At 64.7% G+C, this 15580-nt stretch carries 11 protein-coding genes; 5 read left to right on the top strand and 6 right to left on the bottom strand.

Annotation, left to right across the window (positions count from 1 at the left end; translation table 11 throughout):
• The first annotated feature begins 10 nt into the window (after nucleotides 1–10).
• Nucleotides 11–1297 (top strand): FAD-binding oxidoreductase, encoded by a 1287-nt coding sequence (locus FJ417_RS05190; protein ID WP_140782720.1) that lies wholly within the window; start codon nucleotides 11–13, stop codon nucleotides 1295–1297.
• 256 nt (nucleotides 1298–1553) lie between these two features.
• On the top strand, nucleotides 1554–2444 hold the full coding sequence (locus FJ417_RS05195; protein ID WP_140782721.1) for an SH3 domain-containing protein: 891 nt from the start codon (nucleotides 1554–1556) through the stop codon (nucleotides 2442–2444).
• Here FJ417_RS05195 and FJ417_RS05200 read toward each other — a convergent pair.
• Both FJ417_RS05200 and FJ417_RS05205 read right to left on the bottom strand, forming a co-directional pair.
• The gene (locus FJ417_RS05200; RefSeq protein WP_140782722.1) at nucleotides 2428–3747 is read right to left on the bottom strand and encodes a Mur ligase family protein; all 1320 of its coding nucleotides are present in this window, start codon (nucleotides 3745–3747) and stop codon (nucleotides 2428–2430) included. The two genes, FJ417_RS05195 and FJ417_RS05200, sit on opposite strands and share 17 nt — an antisense overlap.
• 105 nt (nucleotides 3748–3852) lie before the next feature.
• The gene (locus FJ417_RS05205) at nucleotides 3853–4599 is read right to left on the bottom strand and encodes an SDR family oxidoreductase (protein WP_140782723.1); all 747 of its coding nucleotides are present in this window, start codon (nucleotides 4597–4599) and stop codon (nucleotides 3853–3855) included.
• A 306-nt stretch (nucleotides 4600–4905) separates the two neighbouring features.
• Here FJ417_RS05205 and zwf point away from each other — a divergent pair, with 306 nt between their 5' ends.
• From zwf to edd, 3 genes are read left to right on the top strand one after another with little or no spacing between them, the layout of a single operon-like run.
• Entirely contained in the window at nucleotides 4906–6375 is a 1470-nt protein-coding gene (zwf, locus tag FJ417_RS05210) for a glucose-6-phosphate dehydrogenase (RefSeq protein WP_140782724.1), read from the top strand.
• The gene (pgl, locus tag FJ417_RS05215; RefSeq protein ID WP_140782725.1) at nucleotides 6357–7073 is read left to right on the top strand and encodes a 6-phosphogluconolactonase; all 717 of its coding nucleotides are present in this window, start codon (nucleotides 6357–6359) and stop codon (nucleotides 7071–7073) included. Before zwf ends, pgl begins: the two co-directional genes overlap by 19 nt.
• Before the next feature lie 59 nt (nucleotides 7074–7132).
• The gene (edd, locus tag FJ417_RS05220; RefSeq protein ID WP_140782726.1) at nucleotides 7133–8956 is read left to right on the top strand and encodes a phosphogluconate dehydratase; all 1824 of its coding nucleotides are present in this window, start codon (nucleotides 7133–7135) and stop codon (nucleotides 8954–8956) included.
• A 66-nt stretch (nucleotides 8957–9022) separates the two neighbouring features.
• On the opposite strand, the gene FJ417_RS05225 is transcribed toward edd, so the two are convergent.
• The 4 genes from FJ417_RS05225 to FJ417_RS05240 form a co-directional block, all read right to left on the bottom strand.
• Nucleotides 9023–10669 carry a VWA domain-containing protein gene (locus tag FJ417_RS05225; protein WP_140782727.1) on the bottom strand — a complete coding sequence of 549 codons (1647 nt, stop codon included), beginning with the start codon at nucleotides 10667–10669 and terminating at the stop codon, nucleotides 9023–9025.
• An 88-nt stretch (nucleotides 10670–10757) separates the two neighbouring features.
• Nucleotides 10758–11756, bottom strand: coding sequence for a GlxA family transcriptional regulator (locus FJ417_RS05230; RefSeq protein ID WP_140647709.1), 999 nt, complete (start codon nucleotides 11754–11756; stop codon nucleotides 10758–10760).
• A 19-nt stretch (nucleotides 11757–11775) separates the two neighbouring features.
• A complete protein-coding gene (gene folD / locus FJ417_RS05235) occupies nucleotides 11776–12675 on the bottom strand; it encodes a bifunctional methylenetetrahydrofolate dehydrogenase/methenyltetrahydrofolate cyclohydrolase FolD (protein WP_140782728.1) in 900 nt (299 codons plus the stop codon).
• 218 nt (nucleotides 12676–12893) lie between these two features.
• Nucleotides 12894–15419, bottom strand: a complete 2526-nt coding sequence (locus FJ417_RS05240) for a GumC family protein (protein WP_140782729.1) — start codon at nucleotides 15417–15419, stop codon at nucleotides 12894–12896.
• Between the last annotated feature and the right edge of the window lie 161 nt (nucleotides 15420–15580).

The raw sequence follows: 15580 nt of genomic DNA on the forward strand, positions 1-15580 counted from the left end.
GGCACTGATCATGCCCTATCAGTCTCCCATTTCCCCGGGCCGCTCGTGGTACGAGGATACGGCCGGGCCTCGGCCCGAATACCCTTCGCTAGATGGTGATCGCCAATGTGACGTCGTCATTATTGGCGGCGGCTTCACTGGCCTCTCGGCAGCCGCGCATCTCGCCAAAGCCGGCGCGAATGTCGTGCTGATCGAGGCCTATCGCTTCGGCGACGGCGCGTCGGGGCGCAATGGCGGCCAGCTCGGCACCGGCCAGCGCGCCTGGGCGGAGGAGTTGGAGGCCGAATACGGCCTCTCCCGCGCCAGGGCGCTGTTCGACATGGCGGAAGAAGCCAAGGCGCATCTTCTGGACTTCGCCGCCGCCAACGCCATCGACATCGACTACATGCCGGGCCAGCTTTCGGTGGCGCACAAGCGGCGCTATGTCGACGACTACAAGCGCCACGCCGAGATCATGGCGAACCGCTTCGGCTACCCGCATGTCAGCTTCATGGACGCGGCGGAGACAGCGGAGCGGCTCGGCTCGACGCGCTACTTCGGCGGGGCCCGCGACATCGGCACCGGCCACATCCATCCGCTGAAGCTGGTGATCGGCACGGCGAGAGTGGCTGCGGCCGCCGGCGCGCATCTCTTCGAGCAGACGCCGTCCACCGGCATCGCTTCCAATGGCGGCAAGGTGACGGTCACGACGCCCAGGGGCACGATCGCAGCCGACAGATGCCTGATCGGCGTCAATGCCTATGGTGGCAACCTGGAGCCGGTGAGCGCGGCTCACATCATGCCGATCGGCTCCTTCATTGGCGCGACCGTGCCGCTCGGCGCCGCCTCCAAGGTGCTGCCGGGCGGCGAGTCGGTCGACGATTCCCGTTTCGTGGTGCGCTATTTCCGCAAGTCGAAGGACGGACGGCTCCTGTTCGGCGGCCGCGAGGTCTATGCCGTCAACGATCCGAAGGACATCCATATCCACATCCGAAAGCAGATCGCCGAGCTCTACCCGGACCTTAAGGATGTCGAGATCACGCATGGTTGGGGCGGCTATGTCGGCATCACGGTGCCGAGAAAGCCGTTCGTGCGCGAAGTGATGCCGAAGGTGATTTCGATGGGCGGCTATTCCGGCCACGGCGTCATGCTGTCGAACTTCTTCGGCAAGCTCTATGCCGAGACCGTTGCCGGCAATCGCGACCGCTTGAAATTGATCGAGGATCTGAAAATTCCCGCCTTCCCGGGCGGTCGGCGTTTGCGGGCGCCGCTCTTGTTCCTGGCGCTGAACTGGTTCGCGTTGCGTGACAGGATTTGAAGCTGGCCGTCCAGCCGAAGCCGCCGATTCGATACCGGCGCTTCCACGCGGCAGGTTGTGGAAGCCTTAACAGGCGCGCAGAATTTCGCAAATTGGCTCACTCATGCCATAATCAGCAGTAAAAGATGCAATTATGGGCGAAAATCCGGGGATTTCGCGGGCCTGCCCGCAAAGATTTCGGGACCGATGCCGATCGAAGCCAATCGTTACGGCAATGATCGAAAGAACGTCGGCCCGCTTGTTGGAGGTGGTTTGAGTGAACGAGCCCTTCAGTTTCGGCGCGCCGGAACGGCAGCGCTTTACAATGCAGTTCGGCTACAACGTACGGCCATCCTTCTGGCAGAAGGTACAGTCGAACGCGCATCTGGTCATTGCAGCGGTCGGCACCGCCGCGCTGCTCGGCGTGGCCGCGGTGGCGCTGTGGCTGTGCGTTCCGGGCAGTGACCGGCAAGTGACCGCGGCAAATGCCGCGCAGATCGTTCCGACAATTCCGGTGAAGACCACGAAAGTCGCTCCGGCGGCAGCGGCGGTCACTGTGGCGACGGCGCCGCAGGCCGCGCGCAAGGGGGATGCGGTAACGCCCACGACGGCGGCCCGCGAAGCCAACATTCCGGCCTTGGCATCAAACAACCCTCGCTGGACGGCTTCCGATGCCAAGACGCCACCTGCCCCGGCCGAGAACCAGCCAGCTCCATTCAAGCAGGCCGCCGACACGGCCCCCGCGCAATCGACCGATACGGCCTTTGCCGAGGCCGATGCCGAGAACGACGCTTCGGACGCGCTGTCGCAGGTCGCCGGTTCCGCCAGCGAGACAGCAGCGGCAGCGAAGAAGCCGGGCGACACGATGGACGGCGCCCAAACCGCCGCCATTCCCGAAGCCAAGCCGCAGGTTCCAGATCCGCAACCGGCAGCAACGGACAGCTCGGCACAGCCTGAGCCGAAAGCTCAAAGAGCCAGCGCGGCCGCAAACGGGCGCGTCTTGAGGGCGGTGACCATGCGCTCAGGCCCGAAGAAAGGTGCCGCCGCAATCGCCACGGTGCCGGCCAAGGCATCGGTGCAGGTGATGAATTGTAAGAAATGGTGCGAGATCGTCTATAACGGCAAGCACGGCTGGGTCTACAAAAGCTACATCAAGACCGGCGCATAAGGCCCAATCCGCCAAGCAGCCGTCCGAGCCGACCTTTCCTGCGCTCAAGCCTGAGATCCGCGATGAAGGACTTGTGGTCTTCGAACGGCACTTCGTAGAGGCCGCAAGTCTGGCAGGCCTCTTTCTTGCCGCACGCTGGAATCCAGCACCTGATGTCGTGCGTCCAGGCCAGCGCGATCCTCTCCAGATGAAGGTTGGATGAGCTCTTCAGCAGGATCAGTTCTCCGGGGACGGCGGTCTGCTTGATGTGATCGGAGACTTCCTTCGGGGTGCGAAGCTCCACGAAACGCCCGCTGTCGCGGTCGGCCTGGCTGGCGCGTGAGCGGTGGGCATTGTCGCCGGTATAGATGACCTCGTCGGCGACGTCGCGCGCGATACCGTAAGCAGTGCCATACTTTCTCGACGAACCGGTGTAGTCGGAAATCTGTCCGACGACGATCCGTTTACGAACGGCCGTCGCTTTGGCCATCATCTCGAACGCAATGTTCAGCGAATGCCAGGGCGCTTTGGCAGCATCGACGATGAACTGTGGACCCCGATCGGTCACCAGCACCGTGCAGCGGTTGGCCAGAGGTTCGAAGGATGCGGTCCTTGCGGCGATTTTCTCCGGTGGAACACCAAGTTCCAGCGCCGTGACGACGGCAGCGGCTGTCGGCAGCCAGAAGTGCTCGCCGGGGAATGGTGTCTGCATGTGTATGTCGCCACCGTGCCATCGAAGCGAAAATCTGAGCAGGTCCGGATACGCGGCATGGATGTCTGTTACACGATAGTCCGCGGCCTCCGACTGACCGAAAGTCGCGACGCGGCACGTTGCGCCCGAAGCCATGTCAAGCACATGTAGGTCGTCGGCGTTCAAGATCGCGAGTCCGCCGGGCTCCAACGCATCGACCAGCGCCCGTTTTTCCCGCGCAACAGCTTCCAGCGTCCTGAACTTGCCGACATGCTCCAGCCGGATCATCGTCACGAGCGCGACGTCCGGCTTCAGCATTTGCGCCATGCCTCGGATCGAACCGGGCTCATACGCGCCAGCTTCGAAGACGACGTAGTCGACTTCGCCCGCGCGTTTCATGCGCTTGTAGAGCGTGCGGACCAGTGCGTTGAGCGTGTTGGCCAGAACTTGCGTATGGACCGTGCCGTGACCGGCCAGGATATGCCCAAGCAAGCTGGTTGCCGTCGATTTGCCGGAACTGCCGGTTATCCCGATGAAGACAGCCTTGCTTTGGGCACGCGCACGGTTTGCCCGATAGCGACGCAATCGCCAGCCCAGATCATTGCGAATTTCACGCAGCCTGACCTTAACCACGCGCCAATTCCCCTACTCCGATCCGTTATCGTTTTGACGGACCATGAAGTCAAATGGGACTCGGCTTGACCGCGCATAAAGCTGCCATGCGCCACCTGAAGCGGCTCAGATGCAGCGGCCGCCGTCGACCTCCAGCGCCACGCCGGTGATGAAGGCGGCTTCATCCGAGGCGAGCCACAGCGCCGCGTTGGCGATATCGAGCGGCGTCGAGAGCCGGCCGAGCGGGATCGAGGCGCGGAATTTCTCACGGATCTCCGGCGTGTCGGCGCCCATGAACTTCTCCAGCATGCCGGTCTCGCCGGCGACCGGGCAGAGGCAGTTGACGCGGATGTTCTTCGGCGCCAGTTCGACCGCCATCGACTTGGTGGCGGTGATCGCCCAGCCCTTGGAGGCGTTGTACCAGGTCAGGCCTGGCCTCGGCCGAAGCCCGGCCGTCGAGGCCGTGGTCAGGATGACGCCGCCTCCCTGCCGGTCCATGATCGGCACAACGGCAAGTGCCGCGTGATAGATCGCCTTCATGTTGACCGCGGTGATCAGGTCGAAAGTTTCCTCATCGACGCCAAGCATGTCGCCGTTGCGATGGGTGAAGCCCGCATTGTTGACCATGATGTCGATGCGGCCGAAAGCGCTCTTGGCGGCATAGATCATCTCGTCGAATTCGGAGCGCAGGGAAACGTCGGTCTGGGTCCAGATCGCGCTTTCGCCGATCTCTTCGGCCACCCGCTCGGCGCCCTTGGCGTTGAGGTCGGCGACAACCACGCACGCGCCCTCTTCGGCAAAGCGCTTGGCCATGCCTTCGCCGAAGCCCGACGCGGCACCGGTGATGACGGCGACCTTGTTTTCCAGACGCATGCTTTTCCCGCTCATTGGATTCCGCAGCTTGACGTGACTTTTCCCCCTGCCGCCCGGCCCACCGCGAGCCAGGCTACATCTCCCTTAGCTTTCGTCACATTCGCGTTCTATGCTGCAGCCGCGAACGCTTCCGGAAGCCGTGGCTTGCCCGACGGGCCTGCCGGCGGCGTGAGTGTCGGGAAACATGTGGACCGATGCAAGTGCAAGCGATTGGTCCTCGCATGTGACACCATGGCACTGGAAAATTTAAATCGATTAGAATATACCAACCACGCTGCCGGCGCCCGGCATCAAATCGGACTGACCATGACCAGCCAGATCATTCCTGTCGATCCCTTCGACTTCATCATCTTCGGCGGCACCGGCGACCTGTCGGAACGCAAGCTGTTGCCATCGCTCTACTACCGCCAGTGCGGCCACCAGTTCTCCGAGCCGACGCGCATCATCGGCACCTCGCGCGCAAAAATGACCGATGCCGAATTCCAAGCCTTCGCCAAGAAGGCGATATCGCAGCATGTGAAGCCGGCCGATATCGACGCCAAGGAGCTGGAGAGCTTCCTGGCCAGGCTTTCCTATGTCTCGGCGGACGCGACGACCGGCACCGGCTTCGACAAACTCAAGAAGGCAATCGGCGACAGCGACCGCATCCGCGCCTTCTACCTCGCCGTGGCGCCGGCGCTGTTCGGCGACATTTCGCATCAGTTGAAGGAGCACAAGCTGATCACGCCGAGCTCGCGCATCGTGCTGGAGAAGCCGATCGGCCGCGACCTCACCTCGGCGCGGGCGCTCAATGACGCGGTGGGTGACGATTTCCACGAAAGCCAGATCTTCCGCATCGATCACTATCTCGGCAAGGAAACGGTCCAGAACCTGATGGCGCTGCGCTTTGCCAACGCGCTTTACGAGCCTTTATGGAACTCGGCCCAGATCGACCATGTCCAGATCACGGTCGCCGAAACAGTGGGGCTCGAGGATCGCGTAACCTACTACGACAAGGCGGGTGCGCTGCGCGACATGGTGCAGAACCATATGCTTCAGTTGCTCTGCCTGGTCGCCATGGAGACGCCGTCGTCGATGGACGCCGACGCCGTCCGCGACGAGAAGCTGAAGGTGCTGAGGGCGCTAAAGCGCATCAACGGCAATGAGGCGCCCAAGCACACGGTGCGCGGCCAGTATCGCGCCGGCGCCTCGGCTGGCGGTCCGGTCAAGGGCTACGTCGAGGAACTCGGCAAGGACAGCAACACCGAGACCTTCGTCGCCATCAAGGCCGAGATCGGCAACTGGCGCTGGGCCGGAGTTCCGTTCTACCTGAGGACGGGCAAGCGGCTCGCCACCCGCGTCTCGGAAATCGTCATTGAGTTCAAGCCGATCCCCTATTCGATCTTCGGCGAGAGCGCCGGGCCGATCTTCGCCAACCAACTGGTGATCCGGCTGCAGCCGGACGAAGGCGTCAAGCAGTACATCATGATCAAGGACCCGGGACCGGGCGGCATGCGGCTGCGCCAAATCTCGCTCGACATGAGCTTCGCACAGTCCTTCCAGGGACGCGCGCCGGACGCGTATGAGCGACTGATCATGGATGTGGTGCGCGGCAACCAGACCCTTTTCATGCGCCGCGACGAGGTCGAAGCGGCCTGGAAGTGGATCGACCCGATCCAGAACGCCTGGGAAAGCGCCAGGCAGGAAGCTCAGGGCTACACGGCCGGAACCTGGGGGCCGTCGGCCTCGATTGCCTTGATCGAACGTGACGGACGGACATGGCACGAGAGCAATTGAGCGAAGTCCGTTACGGCTGGAACGGCTTTGCCGATCGCCAGGACCTGGCGACGGCGCTTGCCGGGCAGATTGCCGACCGGCTGAGCGGCGCCATCTCGGAACGCGGCACCGCGCTGCTCGCGGTGTCCGGCGGCACCACGCCGGCGAAGCTCTTCGCCGCGCTGTCGACCGCGCCGATCGCCTGGGACAAGGTCATCGTGACGCTGGTCGACGAGCGCTTTGTGCCGCCGTCCTCGCCGCGCTCGAATGCCGGGCTGGTGGCGGCGAACCTGCTCCAGAACAAGGCAGCCGCGGCACGCTTCGTGCCGCTCTACCATGAGGCGGCAAGCATCGAGGACGCAGCCGCGGCGGACAGCGAAGCACTGCAGGCGCTGCCCTGGCCGCTCGACGTGGTGGTCCTCGGCATGGGCGGCGACGGCCATACCGCCTCGTTCTTTCCCGATGCCGGCAACCTCGAGGAATTGCTCGACCCTGCCTCGCGGCGGATCGTGCTGCCGGTGCACGCGGCGAGCGGCGGCGAGCCGCGGCTGACGCTGTCGATGGCGCGCATCGTCGCCGCCGGCTTCGTCGCGCTCCATATCGAAGGCGAGGACAAGCGCGCCGCGTTCAACGGCGCGATGGGTCCTGGCGCCGAGAAGCCCATCCGCAGAGTGCTCGAGGCGGCGCCGAGACCAATAGAGGTGTTCTGGGCACCCTGATTGCAACATGACGGCCCGACGGCGCTGGGAGGACGTCGCCGGGCTCGAAAGGACGGACCATGACAGCCAGACGCGATATCGAAGCCATCACGGAACGCATCCGCCAACGTTCGAAAGCCGGCCGCGAAACCTATCTCGGCCGCATCGCGGAGGCTTCCAGCCGTACCGCCAACCGCGCGGTGCTGGGCTGCGGCAATCTCGCCCACGGCTTTGCCGTGTGCAGCCCGTCCGAAAAGATCGCGCTGGGCGGCGACCGCGTGCCGAACCTCGGCATCATCACCTCCTACAACGACATGCTGTCGGCGCATCAGCCCTTCGAGACGTTCCCGGCGCTGATCAAGGAAGCCGCGCGGGGAGCGGGCGGCATTGCTCAAGTCGCCGGCGGCGTGCCGGCGATGTGCGACGGCGTCACGCAAGGCCAGCCCGGCATGGAGCTGTCGCTGTTCTCGCGCGACGTGATCGCCATGGCTGCGGCGGTCGGCCTGTCGCACAACATGTTCGACGCGGCCGTGTTCCTCGGCGTGTGCGACAAGATCGTGCCCGGGCTGGTGATCGCGGCGCTCACCTTCGGCCATCTGCCTGCCGTCTTCATCCCCGCCGGGCCGATGACGACGGGCCTCGCGAATGACGAGAAGGCCAAGATCCGCCAGCTTTATGCCGAAGGCAAGGTCGGCCGCGCCGAACTGCTCGAAGCCGAGTCCAAATCCTATCACGGGCCGGGCACCTGCACCTTCTACGGCACAGCCAATTCCAACCAGATGCTGATGGAGATCATGGGCCTGCACACACCCGGCGCCTCCTTCGTCAATCCCGGCACGCCACTGCGCGACGCGCTGACGAGGGAAGCGGCGAAGCGGGCGCTGGCGATCACCGCGCTCGGCAACGCCTATACGCCGGTCGGGCGCATGATCGACGAGCGCTCGATCGTCAACGGCGTCGTCGGCCTGCACGCCACCGGCGGCTCGACCAACCACACGATCCATCTGATCGCGATGGCCGCCGCCGCGGGCATCGCGCTGACCTGGCAGGACATTTCCGACCTGTCGGAGGCGGTGCCGCTCTTGGCGCGCGTCTATCCGAACGGGCTTGCCGACGTGAACCATTTCCATGCCGCTGGCGGGCTCGGCTTCCTGATCCGCGAACTGCTCGACGAAGGCCTGTTGCACGAGGATGTGCAGACGGTGTGGGGCGAAGGCCTGCGGCCCTACGCCGTCGAGGCGCGGCTTGGCGACGACGGCAGTGTCGTGCGCGAGGCAGCACCTTCGCAGAGCGGCGACGAGAAGGTGCTGGCGCCGTTCAAGAAGGCGTTCCAACCGACGGGCGGCTTGAAAGTGCTGGGCGGCAATCTCGGTCACGCCGTGATCAAGACCTCTGCCGTGAAACCGGAACGCCGTGTCATCGAGGCGCCGGCAAAGGTGTTCGACAGCCAGCAGGCGCTGAACGACGCCTTCAAGGCCGGTACGCTGACCGGCGATTTCATCGCCGTCATCCGTTTCCAGGGCCCTAAGGCCAACGGCATGCCGGAACTGCACAAGTTGACCACGGTGCTCGGCATCCTGCAGGATCGCGGCCAGCGCGTGGCGCTGGTCACCGACGGGCGCATGTCGGGCGCCTCCGGCAAGGTGCCGGCGGCGATCCATGTGACGCCGGAAGCGGTCGAAGACGGACCGATCGCCAGGATCCATGACGGCGACGTCATCCGGCTCGACGCCGATGCAGGCACGCTGGAAGTGCTGGTGCCGGGGACGGAATTCGCGCTGCGCCGCACGGCCGAAGCCGATCTCATCGGCAACGAGTTCGGCTTCGGCCGTGAGTTGTTCGCCGGCTTCCGGCAATTGGTCGGCCGCGCCGACCATGGCGCCGCCGCTTTCGGCAACGCCTGATGTTGCGGACTTCAAAAGAAAAGGGCGGCTCCGAGCCGCCCTTTCTGTTTGTTCCGGCCGAAACGCCTATTGAACGGTGAGTTCGTTGCGCTCGCCGGCCTTGATGGTGAAAGGCGTCTCCTTGTCGGCCTTGTCGGTGGTGAAGTTGGTCACGAGCACGTAGTCGCCTGCGGCAAGCGTGGTCTGCATCTTCTCGCCGTAGGCGTAGGTCGCCTGCTTGCGCTCGCCCTGGATGTTCTTCTTGGCCTCGAAGATCTTGAAGCCGTCCGCGCCGGGCGCGTCGACTGCCACGACACCGGCATTCAGCGTCACGTTGACGTCGGTCATCTGTCCGACCGTCACGCTGAAAGGCTGCTCGGTGGACACGGCCTGCACATCGACGCCCATCACGTAGTCGCCGGGCGGCAGGTCGAACTGGCTGTCGGGACCATAGGCGTAGGTCACCTGATCGCGGGTGCCATCGAGCTTCTTGGCCGCCTTGTAGACCTTCCAGGACACGTCCGCCCCGGCCTTTTCGCCGCCCTGAGTGTAGAAGGCGTTGGCCTTGGCCTTGCCGACGCCGACGATGATGTCCTTCTCGATCGTCTGCCCGGCCGCGAGCTGAATGGTTTCGGTGATCGTGCCGCTGCCGATCGTCACCGTGACCTTCTCCTCGCCGGCCGGGAGGATGACCTTGGTATCGCCGTATGTCGTCGTGTGGTCGCCCGGATAGGCGAATTCCAGCATAGCGCCGCCGGCGATGTCTGCCCCCGGGCTCGGCCGCGGATGAAGGATCAGCTTGCCGGCATTCAAGATGAAGAGCGGCTGGTAGGCCTGGCCTGCCTCGATCTTGATCTTCTGCTCCGCCTTGGCCTGTCCATCGGTCGCGACCACGACATAATCGCCCGGCTCCAGATTGCCCTTGTAGGCGCCGTATTCGGTGGTGACGGATTCGCCGCGCGTGCCGTCGGACTTGGCCTTGTAGACCTCCCAGACGTTGCCGTCGGTGATCGGATCATCGCCCTCGGCGAGCACTACGCTCGGCATGAAATTGAACTCCGGCTTTGCCGGCTCAGGCGCCGGGGCCGGAGCCGGTTCAGGCGTGGGAGCCGGAGCCGCGACGGTCTCGACGAGAGCTTCCTGCAGCGCTTTCTCGTCGGAGGCCTGGATGTATTTGCCGCCGGTGTTTTCGGCGAGGCAGGCGATCTGCTTGCCCTCGTCCGCGGTCAGGCCGAAGCCGACGACATCGGCGGTGAAGTCGACGCCGCTTTCCTTCAGCTCCCTGCCGAGCGCGCAAGGATCGCCGCCGCAGGTCTCCAAACCGTCGGTGATCAGCACCACCGTCGCCTTGTCCTCGGTGTATTTCAGCGCCTCGGCGGCCTGCTTGACAGCGGCCGTGAGCGGCGTCTTGCCGAGGAATTTCATACTGTCGGCCGCCGACGAGATGGCGCTGGCGGAACCGGCTTGCGGCGGCACGATCAGCTCGATATCGTCGCAGCTGCCTTTGGTGCGATGGCCATAGGCCATGAAGCCGATCTCGTCGTCGGCCGGAACCGACTGCAGCACCGTTCGCAGCGATTCACGCGCGATCTCCAGCTTCGGCTTGCCGTCGATCTGGGCCCACATCGAGCCTGATGCATCGAGGATGATGATGACCTTGTTGGCGGCAAAGCCGAAACTGGTCATCGACAAAAGCAGGAGCGCCGCAGCGACGCTCCGTATCAGTCCCGCCATGGAAATCTCCTGAGAGTAGCCCTCGTCCGCGTTGCGAAAGCTATTTGACGCGGCATTCGGAGACAAGTCCGATGGCCGGCGAAGTCACTCAATAAGTGGTGCGCCGCTCTTCCGATGGCGGACGGCCGAACTGCAGCCGGTAGCTCTGCGCGAAATAGGAATGCGAGGTGAAGCCGGTGGCGATCGCCACGTCGAGGATCGGCATGTTGGTCTGGCGCAGCAATTCGCGCGCGCGTTCGAGCCGCAGCCGCATATAATAGCGGCCAGGCGTCACGCTCAAATGGCGCAGGAACAGGCGCTCGACCTGGCGCACCGACAGCCCCGCCGACTTGGCAAGCTGCACCGCCGACAGCGGCTCGTCGAGATGGTCGGCCATCAATTCGACGATGCGCCTGAGCTTTTCCGACTTTCCGGTGAGGTCGCGCTCCGGTCCGACGCGCTGGCGGTCGCCGGCCGAGCGGATGCGCTCGTGCTGGAACTGGTTGGCGACGCCGTTGGCGAGGTTGGAGCCGAAATCGCCGCGCACGATCTCCAGCATCAGGTCGATCGAGGTAGTGCCGCCTGCGCAGGTGTAGCGCTTGCGGTCGATCTCGAAGACATTGCCGGTGCAGTTGATGTCGGGGAAACGCTCCATGAAGCCGGCGCGGTTCTCCCAATGAATCGTGCAGCGATAGCCGTCGAGCTGTCCGGCCTCGGCCAAGAGATAGGAGCCGACCGAAAGCGCGCCTAGCGCGTTGCCGCGCCGGCCCCAGCTGCGCAGCGCCGCCAGCACCTTGCTCTTGCCGGGGAATTCGGTGGTGAGCCCGACCGAGACGAACAGGATGTCGACCGGCGGCATGTCGGCGACCGAATAGTCGATCTTCAGCGGCAGGCCGTTCGAGGCCATCACCGCGTCGCCATCGGCCGAAATCGTCGTCCAGCCGTAGAAATCGCGGCCGAGCAGGCGGTTCGCCGAGCGGAAGCAGTCGATAGCCGCCGCCAGCGAGAACATCGAGAATTTGTCGACCAGCAGAAAACCGAACTGACGGCCGCCCTGAACGGGATCGTTCGTGATCGGCCGTTCAACGGGAGCAATCAGGTTCGGCAATGCAAAGGCTTTCTCAAAATCAGAAGGACGGCCGCTTCAGCCCGGCCGCGAGGTAGGCGGAAGCTACAGTGTTCGCCATCAGCATGGCAATGGTCATCGGCCCGACGCCGCCGGGGACCGGGGTGATGGCGCCCGCGACCTTGGCCGCCTCGGCATAGGCGACGTCGCCGACCAGGCGGCTCTTGCCCTCGCCCTTTTCGGGCGCCGGGATGCGATTGATCCCGACGTCGATCACGGTGGCGCCGGGCTTCACCCAATCGCCCTTGACCATCTCCGGACGGCCGACGGCGGCGACCAGGATGTCGGCGGTGCGGGCCAGCGCCGGCAGGTCTTTGGTCCGGCTATGGGCAATGGTGACCGTGCAGTTGGCGGCGAGCAGCAGATTGGCCATCGGCTTGCCGACGATGTTGGAGCGGCCGACGACGACGGCGTTGAGACCGGACAGGTCCTTGCCGCGCACCCGCTCGATCAGAAGCATCGAGCCTGCCGGCGTGCAGGGCACGAAGGCCGTCTCGAGCTCGCCGGTGCCGAGCTTGCCGACATTGATGAAGTGGAAGCCGTCGACATCCTTTTCCGGCGCAATCGTCTGGATCACCTTGCCGGCGTCGATGTGGCCGGGAAGCGGCAGCTGCACGAGGATGCCGTGGATCGACTTGTCGGCATTGAGGTCGCCGATGATCTTCAGCAATTGTTCCTCGGTGGTGTCGGCCGGAAGCGTATGCTGGAGCGAATGGAAGCCGCATTCCTTGGCGGTGCGCGATTTCGAGGCGACATAGACCTGGCTTGCCGGGTCTTCACCGACGATCACCACCGCAAGGCCAGGCTTGGTGGTTCCCTTGGCCGACAGCTCCGCGGTCAGAGCCTTGACCTTCGAAACCACGTCCTCGGCGACGCTCTTTCCATCAATCACTTCGGCCATCACCAACCCTCAGCTTCGCTTCGAGGCCGCATCGATGCATGGCCCCATTCCTTAGTCGGCATTGTCGATCCACCAAAGCGAGACGCTTGCGGCCGAAATGCAGCGCGGCATTTTCACCAAAATTCGACAAGGCAATCCCGTCAAAGCGTCGTCGGATGCCGTAAACCCGAAACCGGCCGCTTTTATCGAACCACGAGTCGTTTAGAAATACGGGCGCCTCAGAAATAGCGGCGGTGCGTGCGGCTTTCGGTCAGCTCGCGCACAGCCTCGCGGAATTCGCGCAGGCTGGCGCGGATATCGTCGATCTCGCCCTGCTGGTCGGTGGGGGGCTGGCCGGCGGGGGGCTGGTCGGCCTCGCCGGCGGCCGGCGACCGCGGATCATAAGGTGCCGCCGATGCCGAATAACGATCCTCATAGGGATCGGTCCGGCCATGGTCCGGCCGGTACGAATAGGAATAGCCCTGCTCGTATGGCGGCCGGAAATTCTCCCGGGCCGATGGTTGAGCCCCAGAATAGCGCTCTTCCCGGCTGGGCGCGCGCCAGGCGCTTTCGGGCGGAACAGAGTCCATATCCACCGTTTCGGCCGGCTCGCGCCGCACGAAATAGCGAACCGCCGAAGCAAGCGAGCCGAAAAGCCCCGGACGGCCGGCATCGTTGGCCGGTTCCGGCGGTGGCGCGACGGGCTGGACTGGAGCCGGCGCGGCTGCCGTCATCGGAGGCGGCACTGGAGGTGAGGCGGGCGGCGGTGTGTAGGATGCAGCTGCCGGCGGCGTGTAAGATGCGGCTGGGGGCGGCGTGAATGACGGAGCCGGCGGCGGCGTGAAAGACGCGGCCGGGGGCGGCGTGAATGACCGAGCCGGAGGCTGGGCGACAGGCGGGGCCGGCGGCGTCACAAGCGGTGGCGGCGGCGGAGCGGCCTTGTTGGAACTGTTCTCCATCATTGGAGCGCGCTTATCGACTCTGCGGCGCGAGCGGTTATCGGCGGTCTCGCGCAGGCTCTCATAGACACCGCGCAGCCCGCCCAGACCAATGCCAGCGAACAGGCCGGCGAACAGGCCGGCCAAGGCCATCACCGCTCGCGACGGTCCCTTCGCCTGCAGCGGCGCATAGGCGTCCGAGATGACGCTGATATTGGCGGTGTTGATGTCCTTCTGCTCGCCGGTTTCCTTGGCGCGCAGCAGGAACTGCTCGTAGACGGAGCGCTTGGCGGCGGCCTCGCGCTCAAGCTCGCGCAGCGAGACTAGATTGTTGTTGACGTCGCCGCTCTGCGCCTTGGCCTGCGCCAGGCGCGACGACAGATCCTGCTCGAGCTGGACGGAGCGCTTCAGGTCGACCTGCAGGGAGGATGCGATGCGCTGCAGCTCGGCGCTGATGCGCTCGCGCGCGCCGGCGAGTTGGGCGTTGAGCGCCTCGATCTCCGGATGGCGGGGCCCGAGCCTGACCTCGGCGCGATCGGCTTCCTGCTTCAGCGCCGCATATTGCGAGCGCAGCTCGCTCATCATGTTGGAGTTGATTTCCTCGGGCAAGGTGCCGCTAAGCACCGAATTGACGTTCAGCGAGCGGGCCGAGGCGGCGCGGGCATTGAGCTCGAGCGTGCGGGCGCGGGCGACGGAAAGCTGCTCGTTGAGCTTCAACATCTGGTCGTCGCTGATCAGGTGGCCCTGCGCGTCGACGAGGTCGTGCGTCGCCCTGAAATCCTCGACCTGGCGTTCGGCCGTCTCGACGCCCTTGCGCAGTTCGCCGAGCCTGGCGGTGAGCTCGTCGTTGGCGCGGCCCGCCGTGCTGGACTGGATCTCGCTGGAGATCTGCCTGAAGGCCTTGACCATGGTGTTGGCGATCAGCGCGGATTTCTCCGCGTTCTGCGTGGTGGCGCTGACCGAGACCACGAAGGTCTTGCCGCCGCGCTCGACGTCGAGGCTGTCATACAGACTGCCGACCGCCAGCGCACGCTTGCGCGCTTCGTCCGCCGCGCCGGCATCCTGCCGCGACAGGATCGAGCGCAGCGTCGACATCAGACCGATGCCGCCCTTGCCCTGGCCGTTGAATTCGGGGTCGTTGGTAAGGTTGAGATCCGTGACGACCTTGTTGAGAACGGTGCCCGAAGTCAGGATGCGAACCTGGTTCTCGACGATGGCGAGGGTCGCATCCGAGGCGACCACGTTCTGCGTCAGGTCGCGATCGGTGAGCTTGAGGTCGCGCGGGTCGACAATGACGTCGGTCGTGGCCTCATACTTCTTCGGCGTCGACAAGGCGATGGCGACACCGAGCGCCGCGCCCAGGATGGTTGTCGACAGGATCAACGCCTTGGATCGCGTAATGCCGTGAACGACCTGCATCGGGTCGATCAGCGGTTTCCACTCCTCGGAATTGCCGTCGGCAGGCGGCCGGCCTGCATGGCGAGGTTCGGGAGCGGCCTGCGGCTGGCGGCCTTCCGCAGTGGCCCCGTAGCCCTGGCCGAACGAAGCGGGCCGATTTCTTCCCGCCCGGTCGTCCCCGGTTTCGGCCGGATCCGAATCCGGTTCCGCCTGATCGTGGTCAAACCCGCCGGTCTCGGCGGGACGCGGGTTCAACTTTTCTTCGCGCTCGGAACGAGCGGCGCGATGGCGCGCGGCTGCGTCCTCGCGCCAGGAAGAATTGGCCCGGTCGCCGATCGAGACCGTTTTGTCATCGCCACGCATGGCTTGGCCGAGCGCGAGCAGAGAACGCTCGCGCCTCCAGTCATCACGGTTATCCCTATCGACCATTGTCCTGGAACTTACTCTCTGGCGGCTTGGGCGCGCGGATCGGCCAATCGTTAAGCCACGCTAAACAGGCATAGGAAACAAACGGTTAATTTTGCACCTCGGCGGGCAGAGTTTTTCGCTTTGCTCACGGCATTTCAGCGCCGCCGGGACGGGCGCCAGAA

Origin of the sequence: Mesorhizobium sp. B3-1-7 (genome assembly GCF_006439385.1) — a bacterium.
Classification (GTDB): Bacteria; Pseudomonadota; Alphaproteobacteria; order Rhizobiales; family Rhizobiaceae; genus Mesorhizobium.

Bases quoted from the DNA above. Each gene is read 5' to 3' on its own strand.
- FJ417_RS05190 (WP_140782720.1), top strand. From the start codon at position 11: ATGCCCTATCAGTCTCCCATTTCCCCGGGCCGCTCGTGGTACGAGGAT.
- FJ417_RS05205 (WP_140782723.1), bottom strand. From the start codon at position 4,599: ATGCGTCTGGAAAACAAGGTCGCCGTCATCACCGGTGCCGCGTCGGGC.
- zwf (WP_140782724.1), top strand. From the start codon at position 4,906: ATGACCAGCCAGATCATTCCTGTCGATCCCTTCGACTTCATCATCTTC.
- pgl (WP_140782725.1), top strand. From the start codon at position 6,357: ATGGCACGAGAGCAATTGAGCGAAGTCCGTTACGGCTGGAACGGCTTT.
- edd (WP_140782726.1), top strand. From the start codon at position 7,133: ATGACAGCCAGACGCGATATCGAAGCCATCACGGAACGCATCCGCCAA.
- FJ417_RS05225 (WP_140782727.1), bottom strand. From the start codon at position 10,669: ATGGCGGGACTGATACGGAGCGTCGCTGCGGCGCTCCTGCTTTTGTCG.
- folD (WP_140782728.1), bottom strand. From the start codon at position 12,675: ATGGCCGAAGTGATTGATGGAAAGAGCGTCGCCGAGGACGTGGTTTCG.
- FJ417_RS05240 (WP_140782729.1), bottom strand. From the start codon at position 15,419: ATGGTCGATAGGGATAACCGTGATGACTGGAGGCGCGAGCGTTCTCTG.